Annotated in this window: 11 protein-coding genes and 1 pseudogene; 1 reads left to right on the top strand and 11 read right to left on the bottom strand. The window is 36.6% G+C overall.

The annotated features are described in order from the left end of the window. The 9 genes and pseudogenes from lpxK to ACFIJP_RS04015 form a co-directional block, all read right to left on the bottom strand. Entirely contained in the window at positions 1 to 1,041 is a 1,041-nt protein-coding gene (gene lpxK, locus ACFIJP_RS04055) for a tetraacyldisaccharide 4'-kinase (protein WP_375625713.1), read from the bottom strand. Continuing rightward, entirely contained in the window at positions 1,031 to 2,353 is a 1,323-nt protein-coding gene (gene waaA, locus ACFIJP_RS04050; protein WP_375625711.1) for a lipid IV(A) 3-deoxy-D-manno-octulosonic acid transferase, read from the bottom strand. Before waaA ends, lpxK begins: the two co-directional genes overlap by 11 nt. A 903-nt stretch (positions 2,354 to 3,256) precedes the next feature. Further along, positions 3,257 to 3,520 (bottom strand): annotated as a pseudogene (locus ACFIJP_RS04045) (type ISP restriction/modification enzyme); the annotation flags it as partial. Positions 3,521 to 3,779: 259 nt separating this feature from the next. Next, positions 3,780 to 4,025 (bottom strand): DUF4170 domain-containing protein, encoded by a 246-nt coding sequence (locus ACFIJP_RS04040; RefSeq protein WP_375625709.1) that lies wholly within the window; start codon positions 4,023 to 4,025, stop codon positions 3,780 to 3,782. A gap of 46 nt (positions 4,026 to 4,071) precedes the next feature. Further along, positions 4,072 to 4,875: a 3'(2'),5'-bisphosphate nucleotidase CysQ gene (locus tag ACFIJP_RS04035; protein WP_375625708.1), complete on the bottom strand. Its 804-nt coding sequence runs from the start codon at positions 4,873 to 4,875 to the stop codon at positions 4,072 to 4,074. Further along, positions 4,862 to 6,193: a TldD/PmbA family protein gene (locus ACFIJP_RS04030; RefSeq protein WP_375625706.1), complete on the bottom strand. Its 1,332-nt coding sequence runs from the start codon at positions 6,191 to 6,193 to the stop codon at positions 4,862 to 4,864. The genes ACFIJP_RS04035 and ACFIJP_RS04030 overlap by 14 nt, the downstream gene beginning before the upstream one ends. 1,695 nt (positions 6,194 to 7,888) lie before the next feature. Further along, positions 7,889 to 8,338, bottom strand: a complete 450-nt coding sequence (locus ACFIJP_RS04025; protein WP_375625704.1) for a hypothetical protein — start codon at positions 8,336 to 8,338, stop codon at positions 7,889 to 7,891. Positions 8,339 to 9,141: 803 nt separating this feature from the next. Then, positions 9,142 to 9,708 carry a 16S rRNA (guanine(966)-N(2))-methyltransferase RsmD gene (gene rsmD / locus ACFIJP_RS04020; protein ID WP_375625702.1) on the bottom strand — a complete coding sequence of 189 codons (567 nt, stop codon included), beginning with the start codon at positions 9,706 to 9,708 and terminating at the stop codon, positions 9,142 to 9,144. After that, positions 9,689 to 11,089: a pseudouridine synthase gene (locus ACFIJP_RS04015; protein WP_375625701.1), complete on the bottom strand. Its 1,401-nt coding sequence runs from the start codon at positions 11,087 to 11,089 to the stop codon at positions 9,689 to 9,691. The genes rsmD and ACFIJP_RS04015 overlap by 20 nt, the downstream gene beginning before the upstream one ends. Positions 11,090 to 11,357: 268 nt before the next feature. Between ACFIJP_RS04015 and ACFIJP_RS04010 the strand changes: the two genes are divergently transcribed. Beyond that, positions 11,358 to 11,804 carry a nucleoside deaminase gene (locus tag ACFIJP_RS04010; RefSeq protein WP_375625699.1) on the top strand — a complete coding sequence of 149 codons (447 nt, stop codon included), beginning with the start codon at positions 11,358 to 11,360 and terminating at the stop codon, positions 11,802 to 11,804. A gap of 647 nt (positions 11,805 to 12,451) precedes the next feature. Here ACFIJP_RS04010 and ACFIJP_RS04005 read toward each other — a convergent pair. Beyond that, positions 12,452 to 12,943 carry a hypothetical protein gene (locus ACFIJP_RS04005; protein ID WP_375625697.1) on the bottom strand — a complete coding sequence of 164 codons (492 nt, stop codon included), beginning with the start codon at positions 12,941 to 12,943 and terminating at the stop codon, positions 12,452 to 12,454. Positions 12,944 to 13,121: 178 nt separating this feature from the next. Beyond that, a complete protein-coding gene (gene ileS / locus ACFIJP_RS04000) occupies positions 13,122 to 16,037 on the bottom strand; it encodes an isoleucine--tRNA ligase (protein ID WP_375625696.1) in 2,916 nt (971 codons plus the stop codon). Positions 16,038 to 16,283 lie beyond the last annotated feature (246 nt).

Raw genomic sequence — 16,283 nt, 5'->3', positions numbered from 1 at the left:
TTAGCCTTTGCCTCTTAGACAAGAAAACTCAAGGGAACGTTTTCTAAAGCGGGTCATGACCTCCTCAAGGACCATGCGACAGAAGTCTTTTTGAACAAAATCGACATTCACATCAAAGACAATAAGATTTTTCAAATCTTTTTGCGTGTGAATTGTCTGTATACGGGTATAATCTTTAGCTGTTGTTGCTAGCCATAAATTGTGCATTTTAGCCTTTTGTATAAGGATTTTTAAATTTTCATCTGTGAAAAAATAGTGGTCTGGATATATGTAAGTTTGCACCACATGACCAGACAATTCTTTAATAGATTTAAAAAATTTATCTGGATTGCCAATCCCGGCAAATGCCAAAAATGATTTTCCTGAAACCTCATCAGAGGCACTGGCTTTAAGATGAGCACGATATAAAGGCTTTCCAGTACGAGACACAAGAAAAGCAACATTACCAGGCGCATCGGAGTGACCAACCAATAAAACACTATCCATAAAAGAAAATTGCGTTTTTAATGGTACGCGCAAAGGTCCTGCTGGAAAGACAGCTCCATTACCAAAACCGCGCATCGCATCAACAACGAGTAACGTATAATCCATATAAAGACGGCGACTTTGAAATCCGTCATCCATTAAAATAAGATTACATCCCTCTTTTTTCAGCCGTTGTGCCGCTGCATAACGATTAGGTGATACAGCTACCAAAGCATGCCGTGCAAGTAAAAGTGCCTCATCTCCAACATTGTGTGGAGTATCATATTTCTCATTTACAAGATGTACCCCTTTAACTGATCCACCATAACCACGTGATACAACACCAGGTACGAAACCAAGTTCTTTAGCCACTTTGGTAAAAGCAATAACAACCGGCGTTTTACCCGCACCGCCACATGTAAAATTTCCAATACACAAAACTGGCAAATCAATCACGGGAGGCTGTCTTGCCATAAAACGACTTGAAAAATAACCATACCCCCATGAAACTGGAGCTAATACAAAACGCAAAAAGCTTTTATTTTTCCACCAAAAATGGGGGGCGCTAATATGCATATCTACCCTGACGCTGACGTAAACCTGTTTGTATTACAAGGGGTTGTAAAAATGGATCTAAAATCTTTAATGTGCGCTCAAGTGCACCTGCCATATTTGTCGCCACTTCATGAGCCTTATCAACCATTTCTTGTCGCAATGTTTCATTTGTTAAAAGCTTATACACCTGAATAGCAAGCTGTTTTGTATCTTGAACCATATATGCTGCAGCATGCGTTAAAAATTGTTCGAACATCTCTTGAAAATTTGAAACATGGGGCCCTGTCAAAATAGCGGAACCAAGCAAAGCCAATTCCAATGGATTGTGTCCACCATTTCCACATAACGACTTACCAACGAAAGAAACTTTCGATAAGCGAAGAAAAAGACCCATTTCTCCAATTGTATCTCCCCATAAAATATCGGTATTCATGTTTGGAACAGCATCTCTACTCCTACGAATAAAACGTAATCCCTTATTGTCGCATTTTCTGATAAGATCTTCTGAACGTTCAGGATGACGAGGCACAATAATTGTTAATAAATCTGGCAAATAATTTTTAACAATCTTATGGACCTCAAAAGCAATCTCCTCTTCCCCTTCATGCGTTGAAACAGCAGCCCAAACTGGACGATTGCCGATAGCATTACGATAACGTGCAAGTAATGCTTGATCTTCAACCAGAAAAACATCAGCCTTGAGATTACCAGAAAACGTAACAGATTTTACGCCAAGTGTATGGTAATAAGCTACATCTCTTTCGTTTTGACCAATCGCCAAATCAATATCCTTAAAAATATGTTTGGCAAGAACGCGTCGTTTTTGCCAAGCTTTAAAAGAATGTTCAGACATATGGGCATTAACCAAAATCTGCGGAATACGCATTTTTGCAAGTTCTTTAATACGAAGGGGCCAAATTTCTGATTCACAAATCAAGACGAGATCAGGCTTCCAATGACTAATAAAACGGCGCACTGCAAAATCTAAATCCAAAGGAGCATATTGATGAATCAACCTATTACCAAAATGTTTTTTCACAAGAGTAGAAGATGTTACAGTCCCAGTTGTCATTAATACATTGATTTTTAATGATAAAATATAGTTTACAAGTGGAACAAGTGCAAGTGTTTCTCCAACACTTGCTGCATGCAACCAAACTAACGAACCTTGGGGACGTACATGAGAACTTTTACCTAAACGCTCTTTTTTGCGATACCACTCTTCTTTTCCACGAATAGCACGAAAGAACAAATAAAAAGGAATAACAGGACATAAGAAAAAACCAATCATCCGATAGCTTAAAAGAGCCGTATGTGCCTTTAATTCTACCATTTAAATCACCTCATCCAGCTACTTTAAGATATCTATATGCTTATTTTGTTAAAAAATTCATCAACACTATTAGTTACATCCATATTTTTTTAATATCATCCATATCTTGAATAAAAAACGCTTCACCCATGAGAAAATTCAATACATAAAGGACAAAAAACGTAATTTTATCGCCATATTTTTTTTAAATTTTCCTATAAAGATAACATATACAGATTATTTAAATCTCTTTTAATGAAATTTTGTATCACTTCATTCTGCACCCTATGAAAAGTCTTACTCAAAAAATAACAAAGCTACATTTCAGTCGATTATAATTTTGAGAATATAAATGATAAATATCATACAACCTATAACATAGATTATATCAATTTTTTTCAGCTCACTGAATAAATACTTCTTATGATTTTAGTAAAAATTTGAATTTTGCACGTTGATATTTTAGAGAAAAAACTTATTTTTACATATGTTAGGTATTATCAATTTTTCAAAAAATAATCCATATAAATATTACAACCTATATAAATACAACAAATAAAATATGTTTAAAAGAAAGCCCAATCTCTATAATTTCATTTCAATAAAATGAATATGTAAAACTAATCTTAAAAAAACTTTTGAGCGGTATAAAGTTCTCATTTTAAATTGTGATATAATCTCTTAAAGGTAATCCAGAAAAATCTAATCTTGTTTAATAGAAAATTTCTTAAAAGTCTTAAAGCAATTTAAATAAGAGTTTTCAAAATTTTAAATCCTCTCTTTTCAGGAAATCGCATGGTATATTATTCCTTTTAAGGTTGTATATAATCAACGCAAAATGATTAATTTATAGATTGTAGTTTTAAACGAGTACTCAAGAAATCCTTATGAGGTAAATTAACTTCATCAATCTATTCAGTTTTTCTAAGTTTCTAATTTTGGTAAGTTTCTAACGACTTTCATGGTTTCTAAGCTTATAGTGATAACTTGTTGGAAAAATTCCAATGGATAAGTAGGGAGTGCTAATAATCTCAACGAAGTAGTAATTGGTATCATTAATAATGCTACTCTTTTTATTAATCTGAACGCATTAATGTTTCATACTCCATTCAAAAGCAGAGTGACTATTCACAATATAATCATAAACTTCGAGTGATCGCTCGTCATGATAATATTGCTGTTGTAAATAGGTTAATAGAACTGTCTTGAATTTTTATTAAGCGTAAAGATGGTGGTATAACAATGGATTTTATACCTTGCACGGACACCATTATGAAATGTGCTTGGGTGCCTTGAAAGATGTTTCCTTAAGAAAACATATGAATTTTAAATAACAAGCATATTTTTTTACGGCATTCTATTTTACCCAAAGAACGTACCTATGAAAAGGACGACTAAACAAAAGCGTGAAACAATCTACAAGCTATGATGACCAAATATTCAAGCTTTATTCTACATCGCCTAACTCAGCATCAAGACACTGATGCAAATCTACAATGTAATAACGTTGTAATGCATTATCTACACTGCTTTGTGCTTTTGCCTGCCATGCTTCTTTAGCCGATTGATAATCTGAGAAAATACCAACCACATCTAAATCATCAGGATTCTTAAATTGATTACTGTTAAGGTTTTTTAATTCCCCACCAAATACAAGATGTAAATACTGTTTTTTTTTGTTGGTTTCAGTCATATGTGCCTCTATATCATTTAGATTATTTTAGCGTGCTTTTACGTGATTAAACTAACTTTGTTTGACGAACAACATCTATCATATCTTGACAGCAATTATTTTTACCAGCAATTAAAAGTCCATATTGGTAAGGTTCAATTCCATAAGATAGTAAAGGGGCATCAAGCGATAAAAAACACCCTCCACACTCCTGCAAAATAAGATCAGCAGCGGCAATATCCCATTCATGACAATTCGGACGAACTAATACGATATCAATTTCATCTTGAGCAACAAGGACAATACGATAAGCAAGAGAAGGAAGATAATGGTAAAGACTAACTTGATTGAGAAAATCATCTGGTAATTTTTGTGCGAGCGATTTATCAAGTGAAATTTTATATTTTCGATGCCCCCCCGAAGTTAAACGAGGAAGTTTTACCCCATTTAATGTTGCCCCTCCACCCGTTACAGCTGTATAAACATCTCCTTGAGCCGGACATTGTAGTACGCCCACAATAGGACGCCCATTCTCAATAATGGCAACCGAAATACACCAATAAGGACTGCCAGAAAGAAAACCACGCGTTCCATCAATAGGATCAACAACAAAAGAGCGTTCATAATCTTGTTGTTCTCGACTATCTTTTGTTTCTTCTGAAATCCATCCATAATTTGGACGTGCTCCAAGAAGCTTCTCTTTCAAAAAATGATCAACAGCAAAATCTGCTTCACTGACTGGAGAATTACCCTCTTTAATCCAAACATCCAACGTACACCCAAAATACCGCATTGCTAAATCTCCTGCCTCTCGACAAACGTCACGCAAAAGATTTAAATCAGAAGAATGATGCGTGTTATTTTCCTGCAAGTGTCATCCCTTCAATTAACAATGTTGGAGCTGCTGTACCATAACGCCGATCAATATCATTGGCAGGTGTTAAATGTGCTAACATATGAAGCAAATCAGAACCTAGCGTTACTTCACTCACCGGATAAGCAATTTCACCATTTTCAATCCAAAAACCGGAAGCCCCACGACTATACTGACCAGTAATAAAATCAATGCCATGACCGAATAATTCAGTCACATAAAATCCATTTTGCAAATCTTTTATCATATCGCAAGGCGATACTAAACCCGGTTCAATAGCAAAATTTGTACTGGTCGGCTGCACTAATGATGCCGAACGCACACCATGTCCATTTGTTTTAAGTCCCAGTTCACGTGCTGTAGATGATGAAAGAAGCCAATTTTTTAAAATACCATTTTCAATAATATTGAGCGTTTGCCCCTCTACCCCTTCTCCATCAAAAGGATGAGAAGCATTTCCACGTAATCGCAAAGGTTGATCGGTTACATTAACATTAGGCTTCATCACTTCCTTGCCTAGGAAATTCTGTAAAAGACTCGTTTTACGAGCTACAGAGGCTCCATTGACCATAGATGCGATATGCCCTGCAATTCCGCGAGCCGTACGCGGATTAAAAATAACATCAACGCCGCCAGTTGCCGCACGAACTGCACCCAAACGTCGGACAGCACCAAACCCTGCATTCTTTCCAACAATTTCTGCTGCCTCTAAATCAGAAAAATGTAAGGCTGTTGTATAATCATAATCCCGCTCCATCTGTGTTCCTTCACCTGCAAGAGCACTACAAGAACGTGAAAAACAACTGGAGCGATAGGCTCCACAAAAACCATCGCTGGTCACAAGAATAAACCCACTACGGCCATAAGCTGTTGCAGCGCCACCAGAATTACTTACACCTTTAACATCAAGAGCTGCTGCCTCTGTTTTTAAAGCATCTTCTGTTAAAAAATGACTACTTGGCACAAAATCATCAAAAAGATCAAGATCTTTAGGAGACTTAACCAGACACTCTTTATCTGCCAAACCTTCAAATAAACTATCGGGAGAAGCTTTAGCCATCGCAACAGCACGTTCCGCAAGTTCTTGCGGATAAGACGCTAAATTAGCAGAAACACTTGCTACTTTTTTTCCAACAAAAACCCTTAGAGTAAAATCATTGCTCTCTGCTGCTTCTGTTGATTCGACTTTCCCAAAACGCACTGATACACTGGTAGAATGAGCATGAACAATAACGGCATCAGCAGCATCTGCCCCAGAACGCCTTGCTGCTTCAACCAATGAAACAGCTTTCTCAATCTGGTTTTTGTCAGTCATTATAGACTCCCTGAAATATTTTATTATTTACATTGATAAGCACTCTGACAAATTTATATAAATCAGAATATACTCTTGTATGTTTATTCATAAGATTACGCATATTTCATGCATTTTTTTCTTTTAATGCATCGAATAATTTCCCTTTTAGCTTCTTTATGAAAAGACGCAGTATGTCGTAAAATTTCTTTAGTTTCAAGATTTCTCATTGCCCCTTATCATTTTAGAAAACCCAATCTGTACTGATAATCAAATCAACCGAAAACTTGGCAATCAACAAAAGACCTAGCAATAACACTTGAATTTAAGTCAAAATCCTCAAAAATTCGAAAAGCATAAAACGACTTAAGTCACAAGCCTTATGTCCTCTGGATAGTGAAATAACTTCCTTCATTCCTATAGCACTCTTTAATTTCCAAGCAAGAATCAAGAAAATGCCTTATATTTGTGTATACTTCTTTGCTTCTATAAACTCTCTCACAATAAGATGGCAATCTTGTAAACAAAAAGACATAAACGGAATAAAAAATTTTTCCTTTCATTATGGTTTCAACAAAATGAGCAGTCATAAACTTCTTTACCCTCATGGACGTGGTATCACAAAGAACTCATTTTTTATATTTATCAGAAATAAGTTATAATCATAACATTCTCTCTCGTTTCTAATACGTCTAATCGAGAGCATCTCATTTTTTCATGCGGCATCCTTAATCGGTTATTTTGTTATTAAACAGGCATAATTTGACTGACTTCTTTTTCCTAAAATAAAAGTCCCAAAATACAGGATAGATTTTGATTTAAGAACTATACTCTTTCCCTTCCATTAAAAAATAAAGAAGCGTAGTATTGTCATAAAATGATAATTAATAAAACTTTTATATGAAACTCAACGTTGTATCTATCTTTCAATTCAATCTGCAATAAGCGTATTCTTCCAATTAATTTTGGCAAGTTTATCGCTCATAATTGTTTTAATAGATACAAAAATATTTGCAGAAACTGGGATATCTTTAAGCATTTTAAAAAATCGCTTTTTTAAACATTTAAACCCAGTATATACAATGATACGAAATTAATTTTTACGAAAATTAAGGGAGGTGTTATTTTATCATCTAGAGCCTTTTAGAGCTGCACTCTCTAGAGAAGTGATCATCTTTTAATCAAAAAAACACTTTGATTTATAATAATAATTGATCGGTTTGTAATTTGCATAAAAGAATCAAATATCATTAAATTTTCTCCATTTTAAACTTATTTATGTTGAGGAAATCACAACTATTTGCTCTCACATCATGAATAGAGGTAATATTGATAAAACCTATTTAAGAAGAAGTCAAAATGCCTTTTATGAATGCTCCCAAATCAAAAACTATCGCAATACTAGAAACTGGCAAATATCATGACAATATCGACCTCAGATTCACAAGAGCAGAAATAAGCTTCTACAACTTTCTTTATTTTCAGTAAAAATGCGCACCTTATAAGCTTTTATATATTGAATAAAATTCAATGACTTTTATAAGATCTTTGGTGCAAAATTAATTTTCTCAGATGATTTGACTCGATTTCAACGACTAATGAAAAAACAAATCATAGCTCATCGATTTGCTATGTACTCATAACAAATTTTATTCTAACAAGACTAAGGTTTCTGCGCCTTTGTAAAGGTATTAACTTCTTTATAAATGCACCCCCTTACGAGATGATTTTGTTTTCAGTAAGAGCACGTCTGCTCATTTCAATCATTGCATCCCGAAGATGTAACTTAATTTTTGACCCAATAATCATTCCAAAGAAAGGAGAAAATAAACCAGACATGGTTACAGTATGACGAATTTTGTTATTTGAAGAACCCGATTTTGTTGAACAAATATATTCATGATCAAAACTCATGTGAGTAAGAGGAAGTTTAGCATAATCAGAAAAGAAAACATTTTTTATAACTTTATCAAGTGTAAAAGTTACTGTAGGTCCCTTTCTAGGTTTCATGCGTCCTGTAGCCCCTTCTTTGAAAGGACCAGAAAGTTCTACCCACTCAAGTTCACTATCCCAACAAGGCCATGATGACACATCTTCCCATATAGCCCAAATTTGCTCAGCACTCGCTTCTGTGTTAATTTCTTCGCTATATATCCATTTAAACATGATAATCTTCCCTGTTTTAGAAATCATTTAGTTTTATTGCTTAAGAATAATATAAAAATTATTCTTAAAAATGTAATAACGATAACACACTTAATACTTTCAGATTTACTTAATATAATGATTAACTCACTAAGCGATATTAATAAAATAAACACACAAATGTTCAGTATAAATGAACACTATTGTCTACCTTAAATAGAAAATATCTGTTTTAAGTTCATACAATAACAAAGATAAAAGTTACGCACTATTTAGGATATAAATGCAGACTGCATAGTTGAAAGCTTTCAGCTGCTAATGAGATGTTGATGATTAATGTGCAGCCGAAAGAAATTAGACAAAAAGGTATCATAACTGTTGTCGTGAAATATATATCCTATTGGAGAAAAAACATTCATCGGTAGTAAAGCTAATAATACACTAAAGCTTTGACAATGTGTTACACTTTTAATGTAGATGAAATTAACAAATCAGCATATAACTTACAAAAATTAGCAGCAATACATACTGCTAATTTAGGTCTAATAGCATTATACCTCAAAGCAATTTTTGGCTAGACAAAAGAACAGATGGCCCCTCTATATTAAAGGGCGTATATTGTAAAAACTCGCTCTTGAGGCTATAAAAAACTTCAAAAAAAATAAGAGATTGAGACAAAAAACATAATGAAATAAAAATTCATCAATTTCTTTAACATCAAAATCTTTTATTTACTTTCTGCTTAACCTTTTAAAAACCATATAAAATGAAGAAAACTGTAAAGAAGCATTTTTTCATCCTACCGGATAAAAACAAGAACTTTCTCAAGATGTAAGCGATCGTAATTTATAGAGACGGATTGCTGTCTCACCATAAAAACGCTCATCATCTAGATAAAAGACGTCAGGTAAATGAATCATTGTATCTTTCTTTTCTTCAAGTATGAAAAGTGTATCAGCTTTTGCCCACCCCCCTCGCAAAGCTTCTACGAAAGCACGTTCCCCTAAACAACGGCTATAGGGAGGATCAGCGCAGATAACATCAAATGGAAGCATAGTGCCAATATTGCCAAGTTTGGTCGCATCGCGACGCAAAATCCGTCCTATCGACTGTAATTCAAAGGCTTCTATATTTTTTTGAAGCAACGCCCGCCCCTCAACCGAGTTTTCAACAAAAACAGCCGCCTTTGCTCCACGTGAAAGTGCTTCGATGCCTAAAGCACCAGTACCAGCAAAAAGATCAAGAATACGTTTATTGGTCCAAAATTGTTCTTCACGGCTAGAAAGAATATTAAAAAGGCTTTCACGTGTACGATCACTCGTTGGGCGAATCGACTGATTAACAGGCGAAAACAAAACACGACCAGCAAATTTACCGCCTATGATCCGCAAGTGAGCCTCCAAATCGCTTCGAAGTTTTTCCACCATCCCTATGTGGTTTAGATTTTTTCATAGCACCACCAAACGATTTTACCTTTTTCTTTCTCTCAAAAGAATGCTCCTCATGTCCACTTTTTATCATTTTCTCTTTATCCTTGAAAAAGCGATCTTTCTTACCAAAGGGATGCGTCTCGTCATAAGATGTTTTGCCACGTTTTTGAACAAAACTTCCCCTCTTTTCTTTGTGTAACGGACTTTCTTTTAGTTTTTCCTTGCCTCGATGAAAGGATTTTTTACCATCCAAACCGCTCTTATGATCATGCGATTTCTCCTCACTATAGGAAGGCTTTCTACGTGTACTCTGGGGACGCGCACCAGGAGCCATCCAAACATTAGCACGGCGAGAACGCGGTAGAAAACGCTCTGCTTTTCCTTCCTCACTTTTCTCCTTCTTTACATTCTCATGAGACTTTGTACTTAATTGCGCGCGACTATGTTCAACAGAACCATCTCTTGGTCGGCGCCGTATCGCCCTTTCACTTGAGAAAACCCAACCATCATTTGCAACAGAAAGATCTTTCTGGCTTTGCTTTTCTGCAACAACTGCAGAATTTGAAAAGGGTTTCAGAATAGGAGCATCAAAATCTGCATTGGCTTGCATAATCAAACGCTCCCCCAACTGATCTCGTAACATCCGCCCTTTTAACTCTTGCACGGCTCCTTCTTCTAAATCAGAGAGATGAAATGGACCATAGGATACACGGATTAATCGATTAACTGATAATCCCAATGCCCCTAAAACATTCTTTATTTCACGATTTTTTCCTTCACGCAAAGCGACAGAAAGCCATACATTCGACCCTTGTTCACGTTCAATTGATGCTTCAATCGAACCATAAAAAATACCATTAATCGCAATACCATTTTTAAGGTTATCCAGCGCACTCTGTTTTACTCTTCCATGAGCACGGACGCGATATTTGCGGACCCATCCTGTTACAGGAAGCTCTAATACACGCGCTAAGCCACCATCATTGGTTAAAAGCAAAAGACCTTCCGTGTTAATGTCAAGCCTTCCAACAGAAAGAACACGCGGCATTCCTTTTGGTAAGTTACTAAATACTGTAGGTCTGCCTTCAGGATCACGGTTCGTGGTGACAAGGCCTGCTGGCTTATGGTAAAGCCATAAACGCGTTCGTTCTATAGGAGGTAAAGGTTTGCCATCAACTTTAATAACATCAGAGCGGCTAACATTAAAAGCAGGCGTTGTCACGACTGTACCATTCACAGAAATACGACCTGCAACAATCATCATTTCTGCATCTCGACGCGAAGCAATACCAGCACGCGCTAACCTTTTAGCAATTCGTTCACTCTCATTATTTTCATTCATTTGCGTTTCAAACCAATCTTTGCCAGTATGTTCAGAAAATTATTCACATGCACCATACCGCTTATCCTGAAAAAGGAAGTAGCATAATCATTTATCATTTTCTATCCTTTAACGACAATAATGTATCTGTCGACTTGCAAGTTTGTTTTAAACTCTTTAAAAATAGAGGTATTCCTTTCATTATAAAAGCGTAATAAATTATTCATTCCATAGCATTCCTTATCGAGATAACCTTTAGATTTTCTATACCTTCAGTAGAAAGAATATTATGACTTTGACGCCCATGGAAATAGCTCTTTTAGAAGCGCAAGGGGCTGCAAAAAAAGATGAAGTTCCCGTAGGTGCTGTCATTACACGTGGAAAAGCTATCATTGCACGCGCTGGTAACTTTATAAAATCTGCATATGACCCTACAGGACACGCAGAAATGCGCGCAATCCGTATGGCTTGCAAAACATTGCAAAGCGAAAGGCTTCCTGATTGCGATCTTTATGTAACACTTGAGCCTTGTGCTATGTGTGCTGCTGCCATTTCATTTGCACGCATACGACGTCTCTATTATGCAACAAATGATCCCAAAGGGGGTGCTATAGAAAATGGTCCACGTTTTTATCAGCAACCAACCTGTCATCACAAACCTGACATTTATTCTGGTTTTAAAGAAAAAGAAGCTGCTCAATTACTTAAAGATTTTTTTGTACAAAAGCGATACTAAAAAAAATTCTTCTTCCATAACTTTCACTCTTTAAAAACTATCCTATTTCTCAAACAAGACTATTAATACTTCTGATATATATAGCAAAAGCTACTTCAAAGCATTTTTTCTCTCTTTTAATCCTGCATATTGCTTCTACTAGATGATACATTCATTCATAAGAATAATTCATTATTTTATATAATAAAATATAAAGTCCAACATATCGTAGATATCCTCTCATTTCAAATTACATTGAAGCAATAAAAATCACTTTCTTGCATATCATAAGCGGGATTATCGTCTAGATAAAGAACGTTTTAGAAAAGATTAAAAATGTCTCTTATGAAGGCTCTCAAATGCAAGAATTGTCGCAATATTAGAATCTGGAAAATAAAATGATGGTATCAGATTTCTCCTTCCTAAGCATAAAGCTTCTGGAGCACAATAGATTTTACGTTATACTATCCACATGAGCGATGTTGTAAAATGAGCTTGAGAAATTTTTCGTGTTAGGAAACGCATAAGGACTCTCTCGATGCTGTTGTCATATTGCTATTTCATGAGAATAACACCCCTCCTACAGCAGCATTATAACTGTGCGTGAATGAGAGCTTGGTACCATAAGTAATTGGAAAAATACTTTACTTAAATATTTTGTTTTTCCCCTATCGACCAATAGGTGCAGTTTTTGCAGGTTGGCGATAACTTAAAGGTGGTTCAGTGAGGTAGCGACGGTATTTTGAACTTCCAACTTGTGCTCTCTGACGACGTAAATATTCCTGTCGTTGCTTTGCATTCAACTGTGAAGGATTTTCTGAACCAGCACCATTAACTGACGATCCTTTGTGAGGAAAAGGAGTATTTCCTTGATGCTTCTTCGATGCTGCCATTTCATTGACAGATCTATCTTGTTGCGGCACCGGCAAAAATCCGCGCGAACTAGGGCTTGGTATTACAAGTTTTGGATGAGGTTTCATAACAATCTGGCTGCTGTTATTTGTTGGTGTTAATGAAGTAATATTAGCAACATCTTCAAAAAACTGTATCGAAACTGGTTTATCGGTACCATAGGTAGGAGCGGATAAATTACATCCCGTTAAAACAAAGCACATCCCTAAAATTCCTATTGGAAATATTTTTATTTCACGTTTTCTCACTGCCTATTCCATTTCCTAGGTGTATGGCTGATTAATATTCCCGTTATTTATGAGAGAACGGTCCATACACAAATTTCCCCCCCTGCAGATAAAACAACGGAATTTTCTTCGTACCACAAAAAACTATATTCATCAATATGAGAAATTTACTTGCATTTCTTTCCTTTAATCTAAAATTTTAAATCTTGCCAAGAATCTGCAATTCCCGCAAAGCAGCTGCATCACGAGCAGACACATCCGGATAGGCAGGATCACTCCCAACATCTTGTGTATAACGCCATGATCGAGCACATTTTTTTCCTAATGCCTTCTCTGGATATACACCAACACCTTCAACATCACTCAAAGTAAAAGCATCAGAAGGTATTGTATCCTGCGTAATTGTGAGTGCACTTGTAATACAGATCTCCGCCATATCCACATTTTCTAATGCTTCTCGTAAAGCCGGATTGGAAATAAAAACAATGGGAGCGGCTTCTAACGAGGATCCAATACGCTTATCAACGCGTTCAAGCTCTAAAGCACCTGTAACAACTTTACGGACCTGCCGAATTTTTTTCCAACGCTCAGACAAAGATTGGTTTTGCCATTCTTCTGGTACAGAGCGAAATTGTTCCAAATGCACCGATTGGCTTTCTGGGTAACGCTCTAACCAAGCTTCCTCCATAGTAAAAGGTAACATTGGAGCAAGCCATGTTACCATACGCTCAAAAATCTCACGGACAACCTGCAAGGAGGCCTTGCGTTTTTTTGATGAAGGCGCATCACAATAAAGAGAATCCTTGCGGATATCAAAATAAAATGCCGATAACTCAATGATTGAAAAATCCAATAATGCACGCATAATCTTTTTAAAATCAAATTCATCGTAAGCGCGATTAATCAACTGATCAAGTTCAAAAAGCCTATGCAATATAAATTTTTCAAGATCCGGCAGTGCGCCATAAGATATTTCTTCTCCATCATCATATGCTAAAGTTCCAAGCATCCAACGAATTGCATTGCGTAGTTTACGATACGAATCCACATTTGTTTGAAGAATTTTTTTGCCTAAACGCTGATCTTCCCAATAATCAGTTGTCATAACCCAGAGACGAAAAATATCAGCTCCAGATGTTTTAATGATCTCTTGCGGAACAACCGTATTGCCTAAAGATTTAGACATTTTCTTACCATTCTCATCCAAAGTAAAACCGTGTGTGATCACTGCCTTATAGGGAGAGCAAGCACGCGTACCACAGCTTTCCAAAAGAGAAGATTGGAACCATCCGCGATGTTGATCTGAACCTTCAAAATAAACATCAGCAGGCCATTTCAAATCCGCCCTATCTTCCAACACAAAGCTATGGCTTGCTCCAGAATCAAACCAAACATCCAAAATATCATAAACCTGTACCCAAGGCTCATGTGCACGCTCACCTAAAAAACGTTCACGTGCTCCTTCAGCAAACCATGCATCTGCCCCTTCTGCTTCAAAAGCCCGTAAAATACGCTCGTTCACACCTTCATCTTTTAGAATAACACCATCCTCATTCGCAAAAATACAAATAGGAACACCCCAAGAACGCTGACGAGAAAGAACCCAATCAGGACGATCTTCTATCATAGAAGCTAGGCGGTTTTGACCAGAAGACGGCACAAAACGCGTTTTTGAAACAGCTTCCAAAGCCCGACTACGTAAAGTTGAACCATCCCCAAAATCTTTATCCATTGAAATAAACCATTGTGGTGTATTGCGAAAAATAACGGTTTTTTTTGAACGCCAACTATGGGGATAGGAATGCTTTAAACGCCCCCGTGCAAACAATCGATCTGCTTTAATTAAAGCGTTAATGACCTCTTTATTGGCATCACCCATTTTTCCATTATCATCAATAACACGCGCAGGTCCTCCTTCACGATCTGGTCCTAAACCTGGAACATCTTTCGTATAGAACCCTGCATCATCAACAGGAAACGGTATAGACGTATCAATCCCCGTTTGCTCCAGTAAGGACTTATAATCATTCCAAATTTCAAAGTCCTCACGCCCATGGCTTGGTGCTGTATGGACAAAACCTGTACCAGCACTCTCTGTTACGTGCGAACCATTTAGCAATGGAATTTTAAAGTTATACCCCCCAGCCAAACCTTTGAGTGGATGAGAAAGAACAAGAGCTTTCAATTCTTCAGCAGAAATAACACGCAAACGCTTCAAAACAAGTTTGGCTTTTTCTGCACAAATCATTGCTAAAGCGTCTGCAAAGAGAAGCTTTTCTCCCACTTGAGGACCAAAATCATTTTCAGCACTTTCAACTTCGTAAATACCATAAGAAATCTGTGAAGAATAACTCACTGCACGATTGCTTGGAATTGTCCACGGCGTTGTTGTCCAAATGACGACATAAGCACCATATAAATCATCAGAATTTGCTTCAAAAACAGGAAACTTAACCCAAAGCACCTCTGATTCATGATCATGATATTCAATCTCAGCCTCTGCCAAAGCCGTACGCTCTACAACAGACCACATCACCGGCTTGGAACCACGATAGATCTGATCTGACATAGCAAATTTTATCAATTCACTGGCAATGCGTGCTTCTGCATGGAAAGCCATTGTAGTATAAGGCGTGTTAAAATCTCCCATGACACCAAGGCGTTTAAATTCTTCACTTTGAACGGTTACCCAATGCTGTGCAAATTCACGGCATTCTTGACGAAACTCGTTAAGCGGTACCTCATCCTTATTTTTTCCTTGTGCTCGATATTTTTCTTCAATTTTCCATTCAATTGGAAGCCCATGGCAATCCCAACCAGGTACATAATTTGCATTAAAACCGCGCATTTGGAATGAACGGACAACCACATCCTTTAAAACTTTGTTTAAAGCATGCCCAATATGAATATGACCATTGGCATAAGGTGGACCGTCATGAAGAATATAAAATGGACGATCTTTTGCTTGTTGGCGCAATTGCGCATAAAGCCCCATATTTTCCCAACGCGCCATCAATTCAAGCTCTTTTTGCGGAAGCCCTGCACGCATAGGAAAATTTGTCTGTGGGAGATAAAGAGTTTTTGAATAATCTATTGTTTCATTTTTCACAGCCATTGTGAAATATTCCTGTCCACTTTTACGATTTCATTTTTGCATAACTTCCCTGAATCCTGCAACTCTGGTTTTTATCTATAGGGAAAGCCGAGCTTATTATTCGTATTAAGCAGCGATCAGGAAAATATATCATCACACTCTGTGGGCTTTATCATGAAATTCACAGGAAAAGAAACCAAAAAGTGATCTTTAAAAAAATAAAGGCTCCACTGACAGTGGAGCCTCTTAGAAATTTACTCTTTAAAA

The sequence above is a fragment of the Bartonella sp. MU37NMGALS genome, assembly GCF_042194015.1.
GTDB classification, from domain to species: domain Bacteria; phylum Pseudomonadota; class Alphaproteobacteria; order Rhizobiales; family Rhizobiaceae; genus Bartonella; species Bartonella grahamii.
Note: the sequence above shows the minus strand (reverse complement) of the source record. Positions and strands in the feature narration are given on the sequence as shown.

Excerpts from the sequence above, each read along its gene's own strand:
- waaA (WP_375625711.1), bottom strand. The coding sequence starts at position 2,353 with ATGGTAGAATTAAAGGCACATACGGCTCTTTTAAGCTATCGGATGATT.
- ACFIJP_RS04015 (WP_375625701.1), bottom strand. The coding sequence starts at position 11,089 with ATGAATGAAAATAATGAGAGTGAACGAATTGCTAAAAGGTTAGCGCGT.
- ACFIJP_RS04030 (WP_375625706.1), bottom strand. The coding sequence starts at position 6,193 with ATGACTGACAAAAACCAGATTGAGAAAGCTGTTTCATTGGTTGAAGCA.
- ileS (WP_375625696.1), bottom strand. The coding sequence starts at position 16,037 with ATGGCTGTGAAAAATGAAACAATAGATTATTCAAAAACTCTTTATCTC.
- ACFIJP_RS04025 (WP_375625704.1), bottom strand. The coding sequence starts at position 8,338 with ATGTTTAAATGGATATATAGCGAAGAAATTAACACAGAAGCGAGTGCT.
- lpxK (WP_375625713.1), bottom strand. The coding sequence starts at position 1,041 with ATGCATATTAGCGCCCCCCATTTTTGGTGGAAAAATAAAAGCTTTTTG.
- ACFIJP_RS04040 (WP_375625709.1), bottom strand. The coding sequence starts at position 4,025 with ATGACTGAAACCAACAAAAAAAAACAGTATTTACATCTTGTATTTGGT.
- ACFIJP_RS04010 (WP_375625699.1), top strand. The coding sequence starts at position 11,358 with ATGACTTTGACGCCCATGGAAATAGCTCTTTTAGAAGCGCAAGGGGCT.